This is a genomic window from Noviherbaspirillum sp. (assembly GCF_036563305.1).
In the GTDB taxonomy this organism is placed as follows: domain Bacteria; phylum Pseudomonadota; class Gammaproteobacteria; order Burkholderiales; family Burkholderiaceae_D; genus Noviherbaspirillum.
This window is the reverse complement of the sequence record NZ_DATCMQ010000004.1, coordinates 103,461-125,417: the sequence shown is the minus strand read 5'-3', so window position 1 is coordinate 125,417 and position 21,957 is coordinate 103,461. Positions and strand designations below refer to the sequence as shown.

Sequence of the window (21,957 nt, the reverse complement as noted above, 5' to 3'; positions counted from 1 at the left end):
GCCGCTTCGCTACTGTTGGCAAATCCCCGCCAACTCCCCGTCTTCCGCCATGACCGCACTGCGCCTGCATGCGCCGCCTGCCTTGCTCGCCCTGTCCCTGCTTGCCGCGGCTTTCCCTGCGCGGGCCGACACGTCCGATTTCAGCGGCGCATGGCAGGCCTGGCTGTGCCCGGAGGGCGTGCAGCGCGAGTCCGGCAAGTGCTCGACCTTCGTGCTCGAGCTGCATCAGAAGGGGGAAAGGCTGTGCGGCGTGCATACCTTCTCGACAGCCGACGCCACCCGCGTCGACGAGGGCGTCGCGCCTTCCCTGTCGGGAACGATGTCGGACGAGGTGGCGACCGTTACGGTCACCAGCACTTTCGGCCGGGCGCCTGTCCCGGTGAAGGCCGAATTGCGACGGACCGGGGCCACGCTGCAGTGGCTGCGGCTCGACGCGCCGAAAGGCGATTTTCTGCTGCCGCAGAAGGCGCGCCTCACCAGGGCGAAAAAGAAAAGCCTGTTCGCCCCGCTGTTCGCGCAGGAACTGCAGGCGGTCTGCCTGTCCGCGTTCAATGCCGCCGAGCTGACGAATGCCCCGGCCACGGCAGGTCAATCGCCCGGCAGCGCCGGCAACGCCCCGTCCGCGGGGCCGCTTCCGAAAGAGTGAACCCCCGCCGCGCGGCCTGAATTTTCTTGGCTGGCGCCGTGTTTCTTCCGGATTTTCTCCGGCATGCCGCCTGCTACATTTCCCGCACGATGGACGGTTATTTCCGTCCGCGGGTCTCGTTCGTTTCCGATTACCTCAGTGTCTCCTGAGGTTTTGGGGGTGGGGGACGGCGTCCTCCACTCCGTTTTTTCGCGCCCGCGGGTTCTATAATCGCCAGGTGCGGCGCCTGGCCGCATGCCGCAGGTGCCCGCACATGCCGATCCGTTATCTCGCGTCCCTTACCGCCCACGAGCGCACCGCCCGCGCCAACCTCCACCTGGGCGCGGCGCTCGCCTTCGTGGCCGGGGCGCTCAATGCGGGCGGCTTCCTCGCCATCGGCCAGTACACCTCGCACATGACCGGCATGCTCTCGTCGGCCGCCGACAACCTCGTGCTTGGCCAGCTGCCGCTGGTGGCCGGCGCCTTCCTGTCGGTCCTGGCGTTCGCCGGCGGCGCCGCCTCCACCGCGCTGATGGTCAACTACGCCCGCCGCGACGGCGCGCGCAACGCCTACATGCCGGCGCTGCTGCTGGAGGCGATGCTGCTGCTGGTGTTCGGCCTGCTGGGCGCCAACCTGCGCCAGCATGAACTGGTCGACCTGTCGCTGACCGCGATCCTGCTCTGCTACACGATGGGAATGCAGAATGCGCTGATCACCAAGATCTCGAACGCGGAGATCCGCACCACCCACGTCACCGGCCTGGTCACCGACATCGGGATCGAGCTCGGCAAGCTGTTTTACTGGAACCGGGAAGGAGAGGGCACAGGCCGCCGGCTGGTGCGCGCCAACCGGGAGAAGCTGCGCGTGCACCTGGCGCTGGTTTTTTCCTTCCTGCTTGGCGGCGTGGCGGGGGCATCCGGGTTCAAGTACGTCGGCTTCTCCTCCACCGTTCCGCTGGCACTGGCCCTGGTCGCCCTGTCCGCGGCGCCGTTCTTCAGCGAGCGGAAACAGCAGTAAGGGCGCTGCCCGCCAGAAGGCGCATCGCGGAGGGCGTCATCCGCGGATCTCGACCGCGGTGCCGGCCGGCACCAGGTCGAACAGTTCGATCACGTCGTCGTTGCGCATCCGCACGCATCCGTGCGACAGCGGCACGCCCATCGGCGCGTCGTCCGGACAACCATGAATGTAGATGTAGCGGCGCATGGTATCGACCGGTCCCAGCCGGTTGCGGCCGGGTTCGCAGCCGGACAGCCAGAGGATGCGCGACAGTATCCAGTCGCGCTGCGGGTACCGCGCCGCGAGCGCGGCGTCGTGGATCTCGCCGGTCGGCCGGCGGCCGACGAATACCGCCCCCCGCGGCTGCCCGGCGCCGATCCTCGCGCGCACCACGTGGCGGCCACGCGGGGTGCAGTTGCTGCCGGGGCGCTCGCCGGGGCCGTTGGCGGCGGTGGATACCGGATAGCTGCGCAGCGGCTGCCGGTCGTCGCCGTACAGCTTGAGCACCTGCTGCGGAATGCTGATGACGATGCGGGGCATGCGGGAAAGGAAGGCCGGGATGGCGGCTACGATAGCAGCCGCCGCGGCCCGGCACAAGCAGGCGTCAGGGCTGCGGGTGTCCCGTTTCTCTGCGCCACGGCAGCAGCCGGCCGAAGGACAGGCCGAGGGCCAGGGCCGTCGCGCACAGCACGATTGCGATTCCCGCCACCGTGCCGCCGGTGACCGGCTCCGCAAGGAACAGCCAGGCCCAGACCGAGGCGGTGGCCGGCACCAGGAAGGTGACGGTGATCGCCTTGGACGCTCCCTCGCTGGCAATCAGGTGGAAGAACAGCGCATAGGCGAGGCCGGTGCACAACACCCCGAGCACCGCGGCCGCGCAGAGCGCGGCAAGCGAGGCGCTGAGCAGTGCCGGCGCCGCGGGCAGGCCGAACGGCAGCAGCACGAGCGCGGACATCAGCTGGCTGCCGGTGGCGACCGCCAGCGAGGGAAGGTGGCCGGCCCGCATCCGGGTGTAGGTGGCGGCGAAGCCATAGCAGACCGCGGCGCAGATGCAGGCCAGGACGCCCAGCACCGCCAGCGGGGTGACGCTGGTCGGGCCGACGCCGACCAGCACCGCCACGCCCGCCATCCCCAGCAAACAGGCGCCCGCCCTGCGCAGGGTGAAGCGCTCGGCCAGCAGCAGCACGCCAAACAGGCTGGTGAAGATCGGCGCCAGCGAATTCATGGTCGCCATGTAGGCCGACGGGATATGCAGTGCCGACCAGGCAAACAGCGCGAACGGCACCGCGGTGTTGAACAACCCGATCACGAGGTAGGTCAGCGCGTTGGCCCGCCACGCGAACCGGATGCCGCGGCTCCGCGCGAACAGGTATAGGGCAGCGGCGCCGAGCGCCGCGCGCAGCAGCGTCGTCAGCATCGGTCCCAGTTCCGGCACGGCGATCCGCATCAGCATGAAGCTGGTGCCCCAGATGGCCCCGAGCAGCAGCAGGCGGACGATGTTCGCGGTTTTCATTGTTGTCCTTCATGTGTGCCGGCAGGGGGCGCAATCCGCCGATTGTAGGCGCGCCCCGCGGGCACGGCTAACGAGATATTTTGGCAGGAGTTGTTAATAAAACTAACAACGCGACGGTGAGCGGATCGTCCGCATGCGACACCGCCTGCGCGCGCCGCGCTTGCGCAAACCGGTACAAGCGCCTGGCGGACAAAGGCAGTACCATGCCGGGCTGAAAGGAAACCGCATGTCCCATCCCACCCGACTATCCAGCCTTGCCGCCGGCGCACGCGACACGCTGCCGATGCTGGTCGGCGCCGCCCCGTTCGGCATGATCTTCGGCACCCTGGTCAGCGCCGGGCCGCTGGCGCCCTGGCATGGCCAGATGATGTCGCTCGGGGTCTACGCCGGATCCAGCCAGTTCATCGCCGCCGGCCTCGCCGCCGGCCACGCCGGCATGCTCGTGATCTGGCTGACCACCTTCATCGTCAACCTGCGCCACATGCTGTATGCCGCGTCGCTGCTGCCGTACGTCGCGCACCTGCCGCCGCGCTGGCGCTGGACGCTCGGCTTCCTGCTCACCGACGAAACCTTCGCGGTGATGAACGGCTATTACCGGCAGCACCCGGCGGCGCCACTCGGCCACTGGTACTTCCTCGGCTCGGGCCTGTCGATGTACCTGAACTGGCAGCTGTGGACCCTGGTCGGGCTGGTGTTCGGCGCGGTGTTTCCGCAGCTGCAGTCGCTCGGCCTCGACTATGCGATGGTCGCCACCTTCCTCGCGATCGTGGTGCCGCAGCTCGGCCGCCTGCCGCACCTTGCCGCCGCCCTGGTGGCGGGGACCTGTGCCTTCCTGCTGCGCGACCTTCCCTACAAGCTGGGGCTGATGTCGGCGGTGCTGGCAGGGGTGGTGATGGGCATGCTGCTGACGCAGTGGCAGGAGCGCTCGCGCGCGGCGCAGGAGGCGGCATGAACTACACATTGATGGTGCTCGGCATGGCGCTGATCACGTTTGCGATCAAGGCGACCATCTTCATCCTCGGCGGCCGGGTCGCCTTTCCGCCGCTGCTGCAGCGCGCGCTCGGGTTCGTGCCGGTGACGGTGCTCACGGCGATCATCGTGCCGATGATCCTGGCGCCGCACGGCGAAGGGCTGGAACTGCACTGGCGCAATCCGCAGCTGGTCGCCTCGATCGTCGCGGTGCTGGTCTGCGCCGCCACCGGACGGCAGCTGCTGACCATCGTGCTGGCGCTGTTGGTGTTCTTCGGCTGGCAGCTCGCGCTGCCATGAAGCCGGACTGGCGGCGCGCGGCCGCCGGCGCCTGAAAGATTTTTGCAGGGCAGGTACACTGGCGGCAGCCCGGCCGCGCAATGCGGCCGGGCCTGCACCGCGGGGACGACCCTGCGCGCGGCGCCCGCCGCGGCATCTGTGCGTGGACGGCCACGCCTATCATCAATGAGGACAAACATGGCGTGGATCATCCTGTTGCTGGCCGGCTTGCTGGAAGTCGGCTGGGCGGTCGGACTGAAATATACCGAAGGCTTTTCGCGGCTCTGGCCGTCGGTATGGGTAGGGCTGTCGATGCTGCTCAGCGTCGGCTTGCTCAGCATCGCAATGAAGAGCCTGCCCGCAGGCACCGCCTACGCGGTATGGACCGGCATCGGTGCGGCCGGCACCGTCATCCTCGGTGCGGCGCTGCTCGGCGAGCCGCTCGGCATCGGTCGCGTGGTATGCCTGGCGCTGATCCTGTGCGGCGTGATCGGCCTGAAGCTGGTGAGCTGACCCGCCTTCAGCGGGTGCTCTTCCTGCGCTTGGGGGCCAGCAGCGTCTGGCGGCAGCTTGGCGTGCCGCACAGGCAGCGGTAGGCCTTCTTCAGGGCCGGGGTATATCGCTCTTCCATGATCAGTCCGTAGTCGTAGTACAGCTCCTCGCCGCGGGCGATGTCGCGCAGCGCGTAGATGTGGACCCGGCCGTCTTCTTCCCGCGCCTCGCAGTTCGGCTCGCAGGAGTGGTTGATCCAGCGCGCATCGTTGCCGTCGTCGCCGCCGTCGATGATCTTGCCGTCGTCCAGGCTGAAGAAGAAGGTATGGAAGTCGTCCGCCGCCTTCAGGTTCTCGCGGCGCACCGCCTCCTTCCAGCTGATGCGCTTGCCGCCGTACTCGATGATGCGGGTACCCGCGGCGATCTTGCGCGCCGCGAAGACGCCGTTGCCGTGGATCTTGGAGTTGCGGACCTTGTAGAGGGGAGAGGGGCTGGCTGCAGGCGTGCTGGTCATGTTCTTCGGCGGGTGGGGAAAGGCGGCGGGGCCGCGGCAAAGGCTGCAGTGTAAACAATCATGGGCACGGGCGCACGTTCCGCATGCCGCCGCTACAATGACGCGTCTCGTGTCGTCACGCCCCCCGTTCCGTCCTCCGGCCACACTACCGCACCATGTCCAGCCCGCGCCTGATTCCCGCCACGCTCGCCTATGCCGGCGGCGTTCCCTATGCCAGTGCCTACGGCGACGTCTATCACTCGGCGGACGGCGGGCTGGAGCAGGCCCGTCACGTCTTCATGGGCGGGAACGGACTGCCGGCGCGCTGGGCGGGCCGACCCGACTTCACCATCCTGGAAACGGGATTCGGGCTCGGCCTGAACTTCCTCGCCACATGCCAGGCCTGGCAGGCCGGAGAGGCAAGCGACGCCCGCCTGCACTACATCGCCATCGAGAAGCATCCTTTCGTCGCGGACGACCTTGCGCAGCTGCACGCCCGCTGGCCCGAACTTGCCACGCTATCGGCTGCACTGCTGGCCGCGTGGCCGCCGCTTACCGCCGGATTCCATCGCCTGCTGCTGGATGGCGGCCGCATCACGCTCACTTTGGTCTTCGGCGACGTCGCCGACTGCCTGCCGCAGATCGACGCCGCGGTGGACGCCTTCTACCTCGACGGTTTCGCCCCCAGCCGCAATCCCGACATGTGGTCGCAGGCGGTGCTGTCGCGACTTCGCCGGCTTGCGGCACCCGGGGCCACCGCCGCCACGTATACCGTGTCAGCGGCGGTGCGCGGTGCGCTGTCCGGATCCGGATTCGTCTGCGAGAAGCGCCCGGGCTTCGGCCGCAAGCGCGACATGCTGGCGGCGCGTTATGCACCGCGCTGGCCGCTGCCGCCCGCAGCGCCGCCGCCGCAACGCCGGGCAGTGGTGATCGGTGCGGGCATCGGCGGCAGCGCGGCGTGCGAACGCCTCACCGCGCGCGGCTGGGAAGTCACGCTGGTGGAACGGCATCCCGCGCCGGCCGCCGAAGCGTCGGGCAACCTGGCCGGCATCGCCATGCCGCTGCTCTCGCGCGACGACAGCCTGCCGTCACGCCTGGCGCGCGCCGCCTTCCTGTTCACCGTGCACCTGTGGGAGCGGCTCGGCGGGGTCGGGCGGGCGTTCGCCGGCGAAGCCTGCGGCGTGCTGCAACTGGCGCGCGACCCGGACCATGCGCGACTGCAACGGGAGACGGTCGAAGCACTCGGCCTGCCAGCCGACTATGCCCGTTTTGTCGACGCCGCCCAGGCCGCTGCGTTGAGCGGCAACCCCGGCGCGCACGGCGGCTGGCTGTTCCCGCGCGGCGGCTGGGTCACGCCGTCCAGCCTGTGCGCCGCCATGCTGGCGTCGTGCGGCGAGCGCCTGCAGCGGCGCTTCTCGTGCAGCGTGCAGGCGCTGCAGCACGACGGAGACGCGTGGCGCGTGTGCGACGACACCGGCGCCGAGATTGCGCGCGCACCGGTGGTCATCGTTGCAAGCGGGACGAACGCGGCGCTGCTGCCGCAGACCCGCGACCTGCCGCTTGCGTCCATCCGTGGCCAGATCACCCATCTCGACGCAGCCGAACTCCCGGCCCTGCCGGTCGTATTGTGCGGCGAGGCGTATCTCACCCGGCCTGTCGGTGGCATCTGCTGCGCCGGCGCGACCTACGACTTCGACGGCGATCCGGCGCTGCGCCAATCGAGCCAGGGCGAAAACCTGCAGCGCCTGGCGCAGATGCTGTCGTTGGAAGACCGCGACGGAATGGTCGGCCGTGCCTTGACTGGCCGTGCCTTGACCGGCCGTGCCTTGACTGGCCGTGTCGCCTTTCGCAGCGTGGCGCCGGATCGGCTGCCGCTTGCCGGCGCCTTGCCCGATCCGGCGGGGCGCATCTCCGGCAGCCGCCTGCGCGACGTACCACGCTTGCCCGGTCTGTATGGCCTGCTCGGCTACGCCTCGCGCGGCATCATCTGGGCGCCGCTGGCCGCCGAGCTGCTGGCCGCGCAACTGGAGAGCGAGCCGCTGCCGGTCGAGAACGACCTGGTCGCCGCGCTCGATCCCGCCCGCTTCGCACTGAAAGCCTGGCGGCGCAACACCGGCTGACCCATTCTTCCCGCGCGCATTTCCCGCGCATCCCCGCACGCCATCGAATCTTCCGCAGCATGCCGTTTCCGGGCAGGGAAGCGCACGCGCGCATGCGGGCAGCGTGCACAAAAAAAAGGCAGTGTCAGGAAGGGAAGAATCGGTGGGAAAAGCGCGCGCATCCGGCATTGCCTGCGCCGGTGCAGCTATCAATATAAGTGAAGTTTTCCATTCCGCAAGAAAAAAGCTGCGTCGCCGTGAGAACGGCGATACGACAAATCCGGTGTGGCATTTTCGACGCGTCGCTGCGCCTTCCGACAGCGGTCGCGAAAGGCGGGTGCATCCGCGTTTTCCCCGCATGGGAGCAGGGCAAACGCGCACTGCACCAGAAGAATAATCAATTGAATAGCGGATTTGAGAAGCTATTTTTGCAAGCGTTTCACACACATAAAAAAAGTCGGAAATTCTCCTATGTACGCCAGGCAAGCGGGCGTATTATTAAATTGCGGGTTGGAAATCCAATCGAACATCCGCCCCGGCTTGTACCCCGTAGATCCATATCAAAGGAACCCCATGAAAATCTTTGACAACTACGCAGCACGGTATGAAAGGACTCGGGAGGAGGAATACTCACTGCAAGAATATCTGGAGCTGTGCAAGCGCGATCGCCTTGCATATGCAACCGCCGCGGAGCGCATGCTGGCCGCGATCGGCGAACCCGAACTGCTCGACACTCGTCACGACTCTCGCCTCTCCCGCATCTTCGCCAACAAGGTCATCAAGATCTATCCCGCCTTCCGCGACTTCTACGGCATGGAAGAGGTCATCGAACAGGTCGTCTCCTATTTCCGCCATGCGGCCCAGGGCCTGGAAGAACGCAAGCAGGTGCTGTACCTGCTCGGCCCCGTAGGCGGCGGCAAGTCGTCGATCGCCGAGAAGCTGAAATCGCTGATGGAGCAGGTGCCGTTCTATGCGATCAAGGGATCGCCGGTAAACGAGTCGCCGCTCGGCCTGTTCAGCGAGGAGGAGGATGGCGCGATCCTCGAGGAAGATTTCGGCATTCCGCGCCGCTACCTGAAAACCATCCCCAGCCCGTGGGCAGTCAAGCGACTGCACGAGTTCAACGGCGACATCAACCAGTTCCGCGTGGTCAAGCGTTATCCGTCGGTGCTGAAGCAGATCGCCGTGTCCAAGACCGAGCCCGGCGACGAGAACAACCAGGATATCTCCTCGCTGGTAGGCAAGGTCGACATCCGCAAGCTGGAAGACTATTCGCAGGATGATCCCGACGCGTACAGCTATTCCGGCGGCCTGTGCCTCGCCAACCAGGGCCTGATGGAATTCGTCGAGATGTTCAAGGCGCCGATCAAGGTGCTGCACCCGCTGTTGACGGCCACGCAGGAAGGCAACTACAAGGGCACCGAGGGCTTCGGCGCGATTCCGTTCGACGGCGTGGTGCTGGCGCACTCGAACGAGTCGGAGTGGAAGGCCTTCCGCAACAACAAGAACAACGAAGCCTTCCTCGATCGCATCTACATCGTCAAGGTGCCGTACTGCCTGCGCGTGTCGGAAGAGATGAAGATCTACGACAAGCTGATCCGCGGCTCCTCGCTGGGCAATGCACCGTGCGCGCCCGGCACCCTGAAGATGATGGCGCAGTTCGCGGTGCTTTCACGCATCAAGGATCCGGAAAACTCCAGCATCTTCTCCAAGATGCAGGTGTACGACGGCGAGAACCTGAAGGACACCGACCCGAAGGCGAAGTCACGCCAGGAGTATGTCGACTACGCCGGTGTCGACGAGGGCATGAACGGCCTGTCGACCCGCTTCGCCTACAAGATCCTGTCGCGCGTCTTCAACTTCGACAACACCGAAGTCGCGGCCAACCCGGTGCACCTGCTGTACGTGCTGGAACAGCAGGTCGAGCGCGAGCAGTTCCCGCCGGAGGTCGAGCAGCGCTACATGTCCTACATCAAGGACTTCCTGGCGCAGCGCTACGTGGAGTTCATCGGCAAGGAGATCCAGACCGCCTACCTCGAAAGCTATTCCGAGTATGGCCAGAACATCTTCGACCGCTACGTGACCTTCGCCGACTTCTGGATCCAGGACCAGGAATTCCGCGATCCGGACACCGGCGAGAGCTTCAACCGCGAGGCGCTGAACAACGAACTCGAGAAGATCGAGAAGCCGGCAGGGATTTCCAACCCGAAGGACTTCCGCAACGAGATCGTGAACTTCGTGCTGCGGGCGCGCGCGCAGAACAACGGCAAGAACCCGAGCTGGACCAGCTACGAGAAACTGCGCACGGTGATCGAGAAGAAGATGTTCTCCAACACCGAGGACCTGCTGCCGGTGATCTCTTTCAATGCCAAGGCCAGCGCCGAGGATGCGAACAAGCACCAGGAGTTCGTCGCGCGCATGGTGGCCAAGGGCTACACCGCGAAGCAGGTCAGGCTGCTGTGCGAGTGGTACCTGCGCGTACGCAAGTCCTCGTGACCTGACGCCGCGCCGACGACGTTGTAGATAAGGCGCCGCCCACGCAGGCGGCGCTGGCTCCCGCGCCGCCGGGCGGCGCGGGAGCGTGAACGCCCATACAGTATCAGGAGGCATCTTGGCTTACCTCATCGACCGGCGACTGCAAGGCAAGAACAAGTCCGCTGGCAACCGCGAGCGCTTCCTCAGGCGCTACAAGGGCCAGATCAAGGATGCCGTTGCGCGCGCCATCAAGGGCCGCTCGATCACCGACATCGAGAAGGGCGAGAAAATATCCATCCCCGTCAAGGACATCAACGAACCCAGCTTCGGCCACGCGCAGGGCGGCGTCTGGGAAGTGGTCCGCCCGGGCAACCGGGAATACCAGAAGGGCGACCTGGTGCAGCGGCCGAAGGGCGGCAGCGGATCGGGCAAGGGCCGTGCGGGCAACAGCGAGGAGATCACCGAGGACGACTTCACCTTCGAACTGACCCGCGAAGAGTTCATGAATTACTTCTTCGAGGACCTCGAACTGCCCAACCTCGTCAAGACCCAGCTGAAGTCGATCACGGAGTTCCGTACCCAGCGCGCGGGCTACACCATCTCCGGCACGCCGACCAACATCCACGTGCTGCGCTCGATGCGGGGTGCGATCGGCCGCCGCATCGCGGTCGGCGGCAAGTCGCGCAAGCGACTGAAGGAGGCGGAGCAGGAGATGGCCGAGCTGTCGCGCACCGCGTTCGAGGACGATCACCGCATTCTCGCGCTGCGCAAGGAAATCCATGCGCTGCGCATCAAGCTCAATGCGATTCCTTTCCTCGATCCGATCGACCTGCGCTACAGCAACCGCATCAAGGTGCCCAAGCCGTCCAGCCAGGCGGTCATGTTCTGCGTGATGGACGTGTCGGGCTCGATGGACCAGCAGAAGAAGGATGCCGCCAAGCGCTTCTTCATCCTGCTCTACCTGTTCCTCGAACGGGCCTACGAGAAGATCGAGCTGGTGTTCATCCGCCACCATACGCAGGCGACCGAGGTCAGCGAGGACGAGTTCTTCAACTCGCGCGAGTCGGGCGGCACCGTCGTGTCCTCGGCCCTGCACCTGCTGGGCAAGATCGTCGAGGAGCGCTACGCCAGCAGCGACTGGAACGTGTACGTGGCGCAGGCATCGGACGGCGACAACTGGGACAACGACTCCACCACCTGCCGCGAGCTCCTGCTCAGCCGCATCCTGCCGATGGTGCAGTACTACGCCTACGTGGAGATCACCGAGGGCGAGCCGCAGAACCTGTGGGAGGAATACACGCAGATCCCGCCGCTGTGCCCGCACTTCGCGATGCAGAAAATCGAGTCGCCGGCAGACATCTATCCGGTATTCCGTGAACTGTTCAAGAAGCAGCCGAAATGACGACAACCATCACCGCAGATCCGGGCCGGAAAACGGCACGCAAGCCCGGCCGCAAGAAGGCGCAGCGCTTCCGCCTGCCCGACCAGTCCGAATGGACCTTTGAACTGATCGAGCAGGTCCACGCCGAGATCGGCCGGGTGGCGTCGGACTTCGGCCTCGATACCTATCCCAACCAGCTGGAGGTGATCACCGCCGAGCAGATGATGGATGCCTACGCGTCGGTCGGCATGCCGGTCTCCTACGGCCACTGGTCCTTCGGCAAGCAGTTCCTGGCAACCGAGAAGAGCTACAAGCGCGGCCACATGGGCCTGGCCTACGAGATCGTCATCAATTCCAATCCCTGCATCGCCTACCTGATGGAGGAGAACAGCCTGACGATGCAGGCGCTGGTGATCGCCCACGCCTCCTACGGCCACAACTCCTTCTTCAAGGGTAATTACCTGTTCCGCACCTGGACCGACGCGGAAGCGATCATCGACTACATGGTGTTTGCCAAGAATTACATCGCCGAGTGCGAACAGCGCTACGGCGTGGAGGAGGTGGAGCTGCTGCTCGACTCCTGCCATGCGCTGCAGAACTACGGCGTCGACCGCTACAAGCGCCCGGCCAAGCTGTCGATGGCCGAGGAGCGCGAGCGCCAGGAGGAGCGCGAGCGCTACCTGCAGTCCCAGGTCAACGACCTGTGGCGCACGCTGCCGCGCAAGGAAGTCGTGGAGCAGGAAAAGGAGGTTCGCCGTTTTCCGGCCGAGCCGCAGGAGAACCTGCTGTACTTCATCGAGAAGTACGCGCCGCTGCTGGAACCCTGGCAGCGCGAGGTGGTGCGCATCGTGCGCAAGATCTCGCAGTACTTCTACCCGCAGCGGCAGACCCAGGTGATGAACGAAGGCTGGGCGACGTTCTGGCATTACACCATCCTCAACCAGCTGTACGACGAGGGCGTGGTGGGCAACGGCTTCATGATGGAGTTCCTGCAAAGCCACACCAATGTCGTCTACCAGCCGCCGGTGACCAGCAAGTACTTCAGCGGGATCAATCCCTATGCGCTTGGCTTCGCGATGATGCGCGACATCCGTCGCATCTGCGAAGACCCGACCGAGGAGGACCGCCGCTGGTTCCCGGACATGGCGGGGTCGGACTGGAAGAAGACGCTCGATTTTGCGATGCGCAACTTCAAGGACGAAAGCTTCATCGCCCAGTACCTGTCGCCCAAGCTGATCCGCGACTTTCATTTCTTCTCGGTGCTGGACGACGACCAGGACGAGCACCTGAAGATCGCGGCCATCCATGACGAGGATGGCTACCGGCATGTGCGCGAGCAGCTCGCGGGCCAGTACAACCTCGGCAATCGCGAGCCGAACATCCAGGTGTGGTCGGTCGACACCCGCGGACAGCGGTCGCTGACGTTGCGCCACAACCAGTACCTGCGGCGCCCGCTCAATGGCCAGACCGACGAGGTGCTCAAGCATGTGGCCCGGCTTTGGGGATTCGACGTGGTCCTGGAGACCGTCGATCCTGCCGGGAAGGTGTTGCATACGCAGGAATGCAGAAGCGAAAAGAGGGAGCGTAGCTGAGGCTTGCAGGGGTGCCGCCTATGGGGAGCGCCGCGAGGCGCGCGGCATCCTTCGCCTACCGGCACGGCTTGTGCTCGTCGCTTGCCCTGCCTGGCTATGTACTTCTCTTTCATGGGCGCTTGCCGGAGCAATCCGGCAAGAGTTGATGCCAGGGTGAGAACCCTGGCATTTTTTTTTGCAGTGGGGCGGCAGCGCCGTCCCCATGGCAATCTCATTCATTCCGCGGCGGCGGCGCCTGGAGCGCGCACGGCGGGTCCGCTTGCGCCCGCTGTAATTTTTTCCGGGTGCATTGCCCGCTTCTACAACTTCCCTGCGCCAATCGCCCGGTAAGCCACTGAGGATGCGCACCTTGCAAGACTGGCATGCGGATTGCGTCACGTTCTCGCTGTTTCATCCCGCAGGTTAATGCTTTGTTGCTTACCAAGGAGAACTGAACATGAAGAAATCCCACCATTTGCTCAGCGTCGCCGCCCTGGCATTGCTGTTCGGCGCCACATCCGTCCATGCCCAGTCGTCCGCAGGCACGACGCCGGCAGGCGGCGGCGGAGCGACCCAGTCGAGCGCCGCCAAGGGCGATTCCGCCAAGTCATCGCTGAGCAAGGCCGAGCAGAACATGATGCGCGACCTCGCCCATGCCAACCTGTCCGAGATCGCCACCGGCGAACTGGCGCTGAAGCAGTCACAGAACGACCAGGTGAAAGCCTTCGCGCAGAAGATGATCGACGACCATACCACCGCGCAGAAGGAGCTGGAACAACTGGCCCAGTCCAAGGGCGTGACCCTGCCGACCGAGCCGGACGCCAAGCACAAGGCGGCAATGAAGGCCCTCTCCGTGCTCGAAGGCGAGAAGTTCGACAAGATGTATATGGCGCAGGGCGGTGTCCGCGACCACAAGAACACGCACCAGCTGCTGACCAAGGCGCAGAAGAGCGCGAAGGATCCGGAACTGCAGGCACACGTGAAGAAGGTGACGCCGATCGTCGAGCAGCATCTGACGATGGCGCAGGAACAGAGCGGCAAGAAGGGCTCGGGCGGCAAGTCGTCCGGCGCTAGCGGCAGTTCCTCGGGTGGCGCAGGCAGCGCAAGCGACGGCTCGTCCGGCGGCTCCGCCGGCAGCGGCTCCTCCGGCTCGGGCAGCTCGCCCGGCGCCACCAGCAGCGGTGCAACGAGCAGCAGCTCGGCCAGCCCCGGCGGCGGCGCGCCCTCCGGTTCGTCGGGCGTGAGCGGCACCAGCGGCTCGTCCAACAGCGGCGGCGGCAGCCGCTGAGGCACTTCCACTTCCTTCATCCAGCATGCGCAGCCCCCGGCCACGCCGGCCGGGCGCCTGCGCCCTTCAATCGAAACGGGAGCACAAATGAACAACGACGACATCATCTCGACCCTGAACGACCTGATCGAAACCAGCAAGGACGGCGAAGACGGCTTCCGCAGCTGCGCCGACCACGCGACAGACCCTTCCCTGAAGACCTTCTTTGCCAACCGGGCGCAGAGCTGCGCGGCAGCCGTGCTCGAGCTGCAGCAGGCAGTGCGCAACCACGGCGGCAACCCGGAGACCTCGAGCGGACTGGGCGGCGCCATCCACCGCCGCTGGCTCGACGTCAAGTCCATGCTGACCGGCAAGGACGACAAGGCCGTCCTGCAGGAATGCGAGCGCGGCGAGGACTATGCGAAATCCAGCTACCAGGCGGCGCTGAAGAAGGATCTGCCGGCCGAGATCCGCAGCATGATCGAGAAGCAGTACCAGGGCGTGCTGAAGAACCATGACCAGGTGAAGAGCCTGCGCGACCAGTACGGGGGCTGAGGCCGCCTCCGCAGCAGGGGGCTGGGGTAGAATGGCGGCCTGCCGGCGCAGGCGATGCACTCCATGCCGGCGCGCCGCCGCCCGGCAGGGCCGGCCGGCCCCATCTACCCGGAATACCCCGCATGCTGCGACTGACCAACGTAATCCTTCCGCTCGACCATCCCGAGGCGGACCTGACCGCCGCCATCCTGGAACGCCTGCAGATACCTGCGCAGGACCTGCTCGGTTTCACCATCTTCCGGCGCGGCTACGACGCCCGCAAGCGTAGCGCGATCACGCTCGTCTACACGCTGCATGTCGAAGTGCGGGACGAGGCGGCGCTGCTGGCGCGGCTCGGCCCCGTCGCGCATGTCGGCATCGCGCCGGACACCAGTTACAAGTTCGTCGGCCAGGCGCCGGCCGCGGTGAAGGAGCGGCCGGTCGTCATCGGCTTCGGCCCCTGCGGCATCTTCGCCGCGCTGATCCTGGCGCAAATGGGCTTCCGGCCCCTGGTGCTGGAGCGCGGCAAGGTGGTGCGCGAGCGCACGAAGGACACCTGGGGGCTGTGGCGCAAGCGCGAGCTCAACCCGGAATCGAACGTGCAGTTCGGCGAGGGCGGCGCCGGCACCTTTTCCGACGGCAAGCTGCACAGCCAAATCAAGGACCCGAAGCACTACGGACGCAAGGTGCTGACCGAATTCGTGAAGGCCCATGCGCCCGAAGAGATCCTGTACGTGAGCAAGCCGCACATCGGCACCTTCCGGCTGGTCAAGATGGTGGAGGCGATGCGCGCCACCATCGAGTCGCTCGGCGGCGAATTCCGCTTCGAGTCCCGGGTGGTCGACCTCGACATCGAGAACGGGCAGATGCGGGGCGTGGTGCTGGAAGGCGGCGAGCACATCGCCACCGGCCACGTGGTGCTCGCGGTCGGCCACAGCGCGCGCGATACCTTCCAGATGCTGTACGACCGCGGCGTCTACGTGGAGGCCAAGCCGTTCTCGATCGGCTTTCGTGCCGAGCATCCGCAGTCGCTGATCGATCGCGCCCGCTTCGGCAAGTTTGCCGGCCATCCGCTGCTCGGCGCCGCGGACTACAAGCTGGTGCACCACGCGCGCAACGGCCGCTCGGTCTACAGCTTCTGCATGTGCCCGGGGGGCACCGTGGTCGCGGCGACGTCGGAACCGGAGCGCGTGGTGACCAACGGCATGAGCCAGTACTCCCGCAACGAGCGCAACGCCAACAGCGGCATCGTGGTCGGCATCACACCCGAGGACTATCCGGGCCATCCGCTGGCCGGCATCGACTTCCAGCGCGAGCTGGAGTCGCGGGCCTTCGTGCTCGGCGGGCGCACCTATGATGCGCCCGGCCAGCTGCTCGGCGATTTCGTGGCCGGCAGGGCGTCCACGCAACTCGGCTCGGTCCAGCCATCCTACAAGCCGGGCGTGCACATGACGGACCTGGGTCCGTCCCTGCCCGATTATGCGATCGAGGCGATCCGCGAAGCGCTGCCGGCGTTCGACCGGCAGATACGCGGCTACGCGCTGCATGACGCGGTCTTGACCGGCGTCGAGACCCGCACCTCGTCCCCGGTGCGCGTCAAGCGCCTCGACAACTTCCAGAGTCTGAATACACGCGGGCTGTTCCCGGCAGGCGAGGGCGCCGGCTACGCGGGCGGCATCCTGTCGGCCGCGGTGGACGGGATCAAGGTGGCGGAGGCGCTTGCGCTGAGCATGCTCGGCCATACCGACGTGCGCGGCGGCGCGCAGCAGGGCGAGCAGCTCTACTAGGCGGCGCGTAACGCAGTGACGCCGCTGCAGCGAGACGCGGCGACCGCGGTGATTGCGGGGTGAAAACCTGTCTGCTACTGCGCCGCTGCACACCCTTCCGGTTTGTACACCCGCTCGTTCGATGCCGGATAACGCGCCAGCTTTTCGGCCGGCCGCCGCGGACGCGCCAGCAGCTCGCCGCCGCAGTTGGGGCATACGCCCTTCAGCCGCACATCGGCGCACTCGGCGCAGAACGTGCATTCGAAAGTGCAGATGCGCGCCTCGGTGGTCGCCGGCGGCAGGTCCTTGTTGCAGCATTCGCAGTTCGGTCGCAGTTGCAGCATGTGATCCTCCTTCGTGTCGGGAGGCCATCTTAACCGAATGCCCCGCGTCCCGAGCGGAGGCAGGGGCAGGACGGATACCGATATCCGCGGCACGCCCTGAACCGGCACGACGGCACGGTGTCACACTTGGGCACCGTGCGCGCCGCTCCCGCCGGGGATGGCGTTGCACATGCTGTGGCCGGACGCGCCCGCAGCGAGTAGCCAACAGGGGAGACACATGGACCGCGCCGAAATACTCAACTTCATCACGCAGGTCGAGACCGAGGATGTCGATCCGGTAGGGGTGGCCAAGGCCTTTGCCGCCACCGTCGATGAACTGCAGTCGCGGATCTCCGAACAGGACATGCAGCGCCTGCTGCTGGTCGGCGCCGCGATGTTCCGCAACAGCATCAAGGGCACCCAGGCCGAGATGCAGCTGCCGCCCGAGCCGCTATGCCCGGACCGGGCGCATCTGCTGGAGAACGAACCGTTCAAGGGCATCCTGCACTGACGATGGCGGCGGCTGCCGTACCGGCGCCCGGTCCATCTCTTCAGTCCACCTCGAGCATTTGCACCCGGGCCGTGGGGGTGCCGTCCGCAATCTCCAGTATGGCCAGCGATACCGGCAGGCGAAATCGGCGCGGCCCGGCGCTGCCAGGGTTGAGATAGAGCACGCCTCCCTCCCTGGCAATATTCGGCCGATGTGAATGCCCGGTGATCACCACCATGGCGCCGGACGCGGCGTCCGCTGCGCCGACGTCCGCCTTGTCGTGCACCACCAGCACCCGCACGCCCCCGATCTCCTCTACCAGACGATGCGGCAGGTCCTCTGCCCAGTCGCCGCGGTCGTTGTTGCCGCGCACCGCCAGGACCGGCGCGATGGCGGCGAGCTGCTCCAGGACCGCCGGGCCGCAGATGTCCCCGGCGTGGATGATGCGGTCCACTCCCGCCAGCGCGAAGCGCGCCTCCGGCCGCAGCAGATTATGGGTGTCCGAGATAACCCCGATGCGTAGTTTTTTCATGTCGGTTGTATGCATCCTGCCCCTGTCGCCGCCGCGCGGCGACGCCGGAAATATGCTCTAATGGTCCCGACAGCAGGATCCGCATATTCATATCCATTTTTCGTTTAGACGCATGCGCGCACGACTTGTTTCCCTGTTGACTTGTTGTTTTCGGCGGCCACCGGGGCTTGCCGAATAGCGGGTGCGCATTTCGTCAGAGTCCGATGGCCGCAGCGTTGAAAAACCTGCGGCCATCGTGTTTTTAGGGCGCCGCCTGACGGCGCAGGAAAGGAAAGCCATGGATGGAGCACAAGCCAGCCAGCGTCGCCTCGACGCGCCAGCCTCGTCGCGCCCCGTGCTCGTGATGAGCGAAGACGCGCAGCCGGACGCCGCCCTGCTTTGGTCGGCAATACGCCAGGCCGCAGAGCAGGCTGCAGGCCGGGAACCGCTGCTGCGGGCGCGGCTGCAGTCGCTGGTGCTGGCGCACAGGTCGCTGCCGGCGGCGCTGGCGGCGATCCTCGCGCGCCGCATGGCCTGCGCAGACCTGGACGAGGAAGCGCTTTGCGACCTGATGGGATCGGTGCTGGCCGAGCACCCGGATGCGGTAGGGCGCTTTACCGCCGACCTGCTGGCGGTGCAGGAGCGCGACCCCGCCTGTCCCGACTACCTGCATGTGCTGCTCAACCTCAAGGGCTTCCAGGCCTTGCAGGCCTATCGCATCGCCCATGCGCTGTGGCAAGGCGGGCGTCGTGAAGCGGCGTTCGCGCTGGCCAACCAGGCATCCGTCACGTTTGCCGTCGACATCCACCCCGCCGCACGGATCGGCGCGGGCGTCATGATCGACCACGGCACCGGCGTCGTGATCGGCGAGACCACGGTGATCGAGGACAACGTGTCCATCCTGCAGAACGTGACCCTGGGCGGCACCGGCAAGGAGCATGGCGACCGCCATCCGAAGATCCGCACCGGCGTCATGATCGGCGCGGGCGCCACCATTCTCGGCAACATCGAGATCGGCGCGATGAGCAAGGTGGCCGCCGGCAGCGTGGTGCTGCACCCGGTGCCGCCGCATTGCACGGTGGCAGGGGTGCCGGCGCGTGTGGTGCGCCGCCACCAGGCCGACAGCTGTCCGTCGCAGGAAATGGATCAGACGCTGTAGCCCGTGCCGCCGGCCGGCGCCGCGCCGGTTTCCTTGTCGGCGTCGATGGGGCCCACGACAGCGCTGAGCATGCTGATGGCGCCGAGGGCAAAGCCGTCGGCGGCGATTTCGACCCGTTCGTCCGGTTGCAGGGCGCCCGCCACGTACAGCAGCGGAAGGAAATGCTCGGCGGTCGGCACGGAGAGCAGCGCGTCCTGGCCCCAATCGGCATAAGACGCGAGCTGATCGACCCGGCCGGCCAGCAGCAGTTCGCGCACCCTGTCGTCGAATCGCCGGGCCCAGTCGTACGGCTCGCCGTCCCGGCGCATCATGCGCAGGTTATGCACGACGTTCCCGGTTGCCATCAGCAGCACGCCTTCCTCGCGCAGGGCCGCAAGCCGTCTTCCGGTTTCCAGGTGCCACGCCGCCGGGCGGGTGGCGTCGATGCTGAGCTGCAGCACCGGGATGTCGGCGGCGGGGAAGGCCCTGGCAAGCACCGACCATGTGCCGTGGTCGAGTCCCCATTCCCGGTCCGGCACGACCTCGACCGGCGCCAGCAGTGCCTGTATGCGACGCGCGAGCAGCGGGTCGCCCGGCGCCGGATAGCGCATGTCGAACAACGCCCTCGGAAATCCGTGGAAGTCGTGGATGGTCGGCGGGAACGGCATCGCCGTCACGGCCGTGCCGTTTGTAAGCCAGTGGGCAGAGACGACGACGATGGCCTTCGGCCTCGGCATCGCGACGGCAAGGTTACGCCATGCAGCCGTCCAGCGATTGTCCTCCAGTGCATTCATCGGGCTGCCGTGCCCGATGAATATTGCCGGCATGCGGCCGCCGCTGTCGTTTGCCATTGCCACCCTTCCTTTCGATGACACTGTAGTCCATCGGGCGCAGGAGCGCACGGCGCGTGATCCTTGTCTCCGGACGAGGGGCGGCAGGGACTGCGCCGGCAGAACCGGATCCGCCTGCAGCGCGGTAGCGGGGACTTTCGTGCCCGCCGGCGTGGCGGACGCGGCAGCGGGACGCTGCTGTTCCGGCGCGCTTGCTCCTTAATGCCGGCTTTGGCCTTCGGCCTGCAGCGCCGCCTGCACCGCGGGGCGCGCGGCGACACGCTGCAGGTAAGCCTGAATATTGGGCCAGCGGGCGAGGTCGATCTGCAGCGGCTTGCTCCAGCTGACGACGGTGAACAGGTAGGCATCGGCCACGCTGAACGTGTCGCCGCTCAGGTAGTCGCGTCCCTGCAGCTGCTGCTCGACGTAGTCGAAGCGGCGCGCGAGCTGCGTGTGCAACACCTGCTTTGCGGCGTCCGGGGTGTCGGGCTTGAAGAAGCCCGAGAAGGTCTTGTGGATTTCGGTGGAGATGAAGCTGAGCCACTCGACCAGCCGGTACCGCTCGAGACTTCCCGCCGGCGGGGCCAGCCGGCGGTCCGGGACCTGGTCGGCAATGTACTGCACGATCGCCGGACCTTCGGTGAGCATCTCGCCGCCGTCAAGCTGCAGCGCGGGCACGTAACCCTTGGGGTTGATGTCGTTGTAGTCGTTGCCGGCTTCCGTTGTCTTGTCACGCAGGCTGACTTTCTCGATGTCGAACTGCAGGCCGGCCTCGCACAGCACGATGTGCGGCGACAGCGAGCATGCACCCTGGGCGTAGTAGAGTTTCATCTTTCCTCCGTATCGTTGCAGTGCCAGGGAATGACTGCGTTGCGGCCTCAGCCGGAGAGGCGATTGGCCTGCCCGTCCGGCGTGGTCTCGTGCACCAGAACGCCGCCGCCCTCCGTCGTCGCCCGGCGCCAGGCGCCATCCTCGATCGCGCGCAGCGCGTCCTGGTAACCCTGTTCCCAGCGCCATTCGATCGAGCCGCGCGAGAAGTTGATGTCTTTCGACGCCATCTGCCAGTCGCGCCCGGCATAGGCCAGGCGCACGATGTGCATCGTGGTGTCGGCGCCGACGGCATCCAGTTCGCGCTGCTCCTCGTCGCTCAGCGCGCCCTCGGGCACCTTGTCGCGCAGCAGGCGTACCAGCCGGCGCAGGCAATGCCCGCGCAGGTAGGCGTCGATATGCCGGCGCGAACGCGATGCATACATCACGTCCTTCTGCCGCGTATGGACCTGCTCCAGCGTCACCGGCTCCGGCCCCTCCGCGCTCCACAGGTCGACCATGAAGCAGGTGGTGTTCACCCGCGGTTCGTCGGCCAGCACCATCTCCAGCGGCGTATTCGAGTACAGGCCGCCGTCCCAGTACAGGTCGCCGTCCACCCGCACCGGCGGGAACCCCGGCGGCAAGGCGCCGCTCGCCATCACATGCGGCAGGCCGACGTAGCCGCGCGCGGTATCGAAATTTTCCAGGCGGCCGCAGGTGACCCGGATCGCACTGACCGTCATCCGCATGCCGCCGGGCGCATTCAGGTAGTCGACGTCCACCAGCTGCGCCATCGTCTGCTCCAGCGCGCGCGTGTCGTAGAAACTCGCTTCGTCCGGCGCGACGGGCAGGCCGAAGGCAAACGGACTTGCCCAGCGCGGTGTGAAGAAGCCCGGCACCCCGGCGGCAAGCGCATGAAAGGTGGTGATCAGGATGTTGAAGCGCCGCACAACGTCGGGCACCCTGCGCATGTCGAGCAGGTCGCGGTGCGCCACCTCGTCCCAAAAGGACTTCAGTCGCTCGACCCGTCGTCCGCGCACATTGCCGGCGATCAGCGCGGCGTTGATCGCGCCGATCGACGTGCCGACCACCCAGTCCGGTTCCAGCCCGTGCTCGTGCATTGCCTGGTAAACCCCGGCCTGGTAGGCGCCGAGCGCGCCTCCGCCCTGCAGCACAAGCGCGATGCGCGGACGGCCGCCAAAGGGCTTGATGTTGGATTGCATGGCATTCCCCGTCCAGCAGTGGAACAGGTAGGCAGGCCTGGCACCGGATGGTTCCCGCGCTGCACCATCGCGGTGCCTGTTTGGCGCCGCGTAAAACGCATGTTTAACCGGGATCAAAGCGAATGGGCGTGGCCCTGACGCGCGGCGCCGGCAGCATGCAGAATGGTGCCCTCG

Annotated in this window: 22 protein-coding genes; 14 read left to right on the top strand and 8 right to left on the bottom strand. The window is 66.4% G+C overall.

What is annotated here, in order from left to right; all coding sequences use genetic code 11:
• Positions 1–49: 49 nt before the first annotated feature.
• Positions 50–646 (top strand): hypothetical protein, encoded by a 597-nt coding sequence (locus tag VIM12_RS01530; protein WP_331939842.1) that lies wholly within the window; start codon positions 50–52, stop codon positions 644–646.
• Between the two features lie 253 nt (positions 647–899).
• Positions 900–1,643 (top strand): YoaK family protein, encoded by a 744-nt coding sequence (locus VIM12_RS01525; RefSeq protein ID WP_331939841.1) that lies wholly within the window; start codon positions 900–902, stop codon positions 1,641–1,643.
• A 36-nt stretch (positions 1,644–1,679) separates the two neighbouring features.
• Here the strand turns inward: VIM12_RS01525 and VIM12_RS01520 are convergent, their stop codons facing one another.
• Together VIM12_RS01520 and VIM12_RS01515 are read right to left on the bottom strand one after the other, a co-directional pair.
• Positions 1,680–2,162, bottom strand: a complete 483-nt coding sequence (locus tag VIM12_RS01520) for a L,D-transpeptidase (RefSeq protein WP_331939840.1) — start codon at positions 2,160–2,162, stop codon at positions 1,680–1,682.
• A 64-nt stretch (positions 2,163–2,226) separates the two neighbouring features.
• Positions 2,227–3,135 carry a DMT family transporter gene (locus VIM12_RS01515; protein WP_331939839.1) on the bottom strand — a complete coding sequence of 303 codons (909 nt, stop codon included), beginning with the start codon at positions 3,133–3,135 and terminating at the stop codon, positions 2,227–2,229.
• A gap of 226 nt (positions 3,136–3,361) precedes the next feature.
• Between VIM12_RS01515 and VIM12_RS01510 the strand changes: the two genes are divergently transcribed.
• The 3 genes from VIM12_RS01510 to sugE all read left to right on the top strand — a co-directional run bounded on the left by VIM12_RS01510 (position 3,362) and on the right by sugE (position 4,896).
• Entirely contained in the window at positions 3,362–4,087 is a 726-nt protein-coding gene (locus VIM12_RS01510; RefSeq protein WP_331939838.1) for an AzlC family ABC transporter permease, read from the top strand.
• Positions 4,084–4,404 (top strand): AzlD domain-containing protein, encoded by a 321-nt coding sequence (locus VIM12_RS01505; RefSeq protein WP_331939837.1) that lies wholly within the window; start codon positions 4,084–4,086, stop codon positions 4,402–4,404. The genes VIM12_RS01510 and VIM12_RS01505 overlap by 4 nt, the downstream gene beginning before the upstream one ends.
• Positions 4,405–4,581: 177 nt before the next feature.
• Positions 4,582–4,896 carry a quaternary ammonium compound efflux SMR transporter SugE gene (sugE, locus tag VIM12_RS01500; protein ID WP_331939836.1) on the top strand — a complete coding sequence of 105 codons (315 nt, stop codon included), beginning with the start codon at positions 4,582–4,584 and terminating at the stop codon, positions 4,894–4,896.
• Between the two features lie 7 nt (positions 4,897–4,903).
• Here sugE and VIM12_RS01495 read toward each other — a convergent pair whose 3' ends face one another.
• On the bottom strand, positions 4,904–5,389 hold the full coding sequence (locus VIM12_RS01495; RefSeq protein WP_331939835.1) for an SET domain-containing protein: 486 nt from the start codon (positions 5,387–5,389) through the stop codon (positions 4,904–4,906).
• Between the two features lie 155 nt (positions 5,390–5,544).
• Here VIM12_RS01495 and mnmC point away from each other — a divergent pair, with 155 nt between their 5' ends.
• The 7 genes from mnmC (at position 5,545) to VIM12_RS01460 (ending at position 16,482) form a co-directional block, all read left to right on the top strand.
• On the top strand, positions 5,545–7,488 hold the full coding sequence (gene mnmC / locus VIM12_RS01490) for a bifunctional tRNA (5-methylaminomethyl-2-thiouridine)(34)-methyltransferase MnmD/FAD-dependent 5-carboxymethylaminomethyl-2-thiouridine(34) oxidoreductase MnmC (protein WP_331939834.1): 1,944 nt from the start codon (positions 5,545–5,547) through the stop codon (positions 7,486–7,488).
• Between the two features lie 552 nt (positions 7,489–8,040).
• Positions 8,041–9,963, top strand: a complete 1,923-nt coding sequence (locus VIM12_RS01485) for a PrkA family serine protein kinase (RefSeq protein WP_331939833.1) — start codon at positions 8,041–8,043, stop codon at positions 9,961–9,963.
• A gap of 115 nt (positions 9,964–10,078) precedes the next feature.
• Positions 10,079–11,344: a YeaH/YhbH family protein gene (locus VIM12_RS01480; RefSeq protein ID WP_331939832.1), complete on the top strand. Its 1,266-nt coding sequence runs from the start codon at positions 10,079–10,081 to the stop codon at positions 11,342–11,344.
• A complete protein-coding gene (locus tag VIM12_RS01475; RefSeq protein ID WP_331939831.1) occupies positions 11,341–12,915 on the top strand; it encodes a SpoVR family protein in 1,575 nt (524 codons plus the stop codon). Before VIM12_RS01480 ends, VIM12_RS01475 begins: the two co-directional genes overlap by 4 nt.
• Positions 12,916–13,351: 436 nt before the next feature.
• Positions 13,352–14,182: a DUF4142 domain-containing protein gene (locus VIM12_RS01470; protein ID WP_331939830.1), complete on the top strand. Its 831-nt coding sequence runs from the start codon at positions 13,352–13,354 to the stop codon at positions 14,180–14,182.
• Positions 14,183–14,269: 87 nt separating this feature from the next.
• Complete coding sequence (locus VIM12_RS01465; protein WP_331939829.1) at positions 14,270–14,716, top strand: PA2169 family four-helix-bundle protein; 447 nt, start codon at positions 14,270–14,272, stop codon at positions 14,714–14,716.
• A gap of 122 nt (positions 14,717–14,838) precedes the next feature.
• A complete protein-coding gene (locus VIM12_RS01460; protein WP_331939828.1) occupies positions 14,839–16,482 on the top strand; it encodes an NAD(P)/FAD-dependent oxidoreductase in 1,644 nt (547 codons plus the stop codon).
• A 74-nt stretch (positions 16,483–16,556) separates the two neighbouring features.
• Here the strand turns inward: VIM12_RS01460 and VIM12_RS01455 are convergent, their stop codons facing one another.
• Positions 16,557–16,805 carry a DUF1272 domain-containing protein gene (locus tag VIM12_RS01455; protein ID WP_331939827.1) on the bottom strand — a complete coding sequence of 83 codons (249 nt, stop codon included), beginning with the start codon at positions 16,803–16,805 and terminating at the stop codon, positions 16,557–16,559.
• Positions 16,806–17,022: 217 nt separating this feature from the next.
• Between VIM12_RS01455 and VIM12_RS01450 the strand changes: the two genes are divergently transcribed.
• A complete protein-coding gene (locus VIM12_RS01450) occupies positions 17,023–17,295 on the top strand; it encodes a hypothetical protein (RefSeq protein ID WP_331939826.1) in 273 nt (90 codons plus the stop codon).
• Positions 17,296–17,335: 40 nt separating this feature from the next.
• Here VIM12_RS01450 and VIM12_RS01445 read toward each other — a convergent pair whose 3' ends face one another.
• Positions 17,336–17,806, bottom strand: a complete 471-nt coding sequence (locus VIM12_RS01445) for a metallophosphoesterase family protein (RefSeq protein ID WP_331939825.1) — start codon at positions 17,804–17,806, stop codon at positions 17,336–17,338.
• 277 nt (positions 17,807–18,083) lie between these two features.
• Between VIM12_RS01445 and cysE the strand changes: the two genes are divergently transcribed.
• Positions 18,084–18,944, top strand: a complete 861-nt coding sequence (gene cysE / locus VIM12_RS01440) for a serine O-acetyltransferase (RefSeq protein ID WP_331939824.1) — start codon at positions 18,084–18,086, stop codon at positions 18,942–18,944.
• Here the strand turns inward: cysE and ygiD are convergent.
• From ygiD to VIM12_RS01425, 3 genes are all read right to left on the bottom strand, one after another.
• Positions 18,932–19,774, bottom strand: coding sequence for a 4,5-DOPA dioxygenase extradiol (gene ygiD, locus VIM12_RS01435; protein ID WP_331939823.1), 843 nt, complete (start codon positions 19,772–19,774; stop codon positions 18,932–18,934). The two genes, cysE and ygiD, sit on opposite strands and share 13 nt — an antisense overlap.
• A 198-nt stretch (positions 19,775–19,972) precedes the next feature.
• A complete protein-coding gene (gstA, locus tag VIM12_RS01430; RefSeq protein ID WP_331939822.1) occupies positions 19,973–20,584 on the bottom strand; it encodes a glutathione transferase GstA in 612 nt (203 codons plus the stop codon).
• Between the two features lie 47 nt (positions 20,585–20,631).
• A complete protein-coding gene (locus VIM12_RS01425) occupies positions 20,632–21,783 on the bottom strand; it encodes a patatin-like phospholipase family protein (RefSeq protein ID WP_331939821.1) in 1,152 nt (383 codons plus the stop codon).
• Positions 21,784–21,957 lie beyond the last annotated feature (174 nt).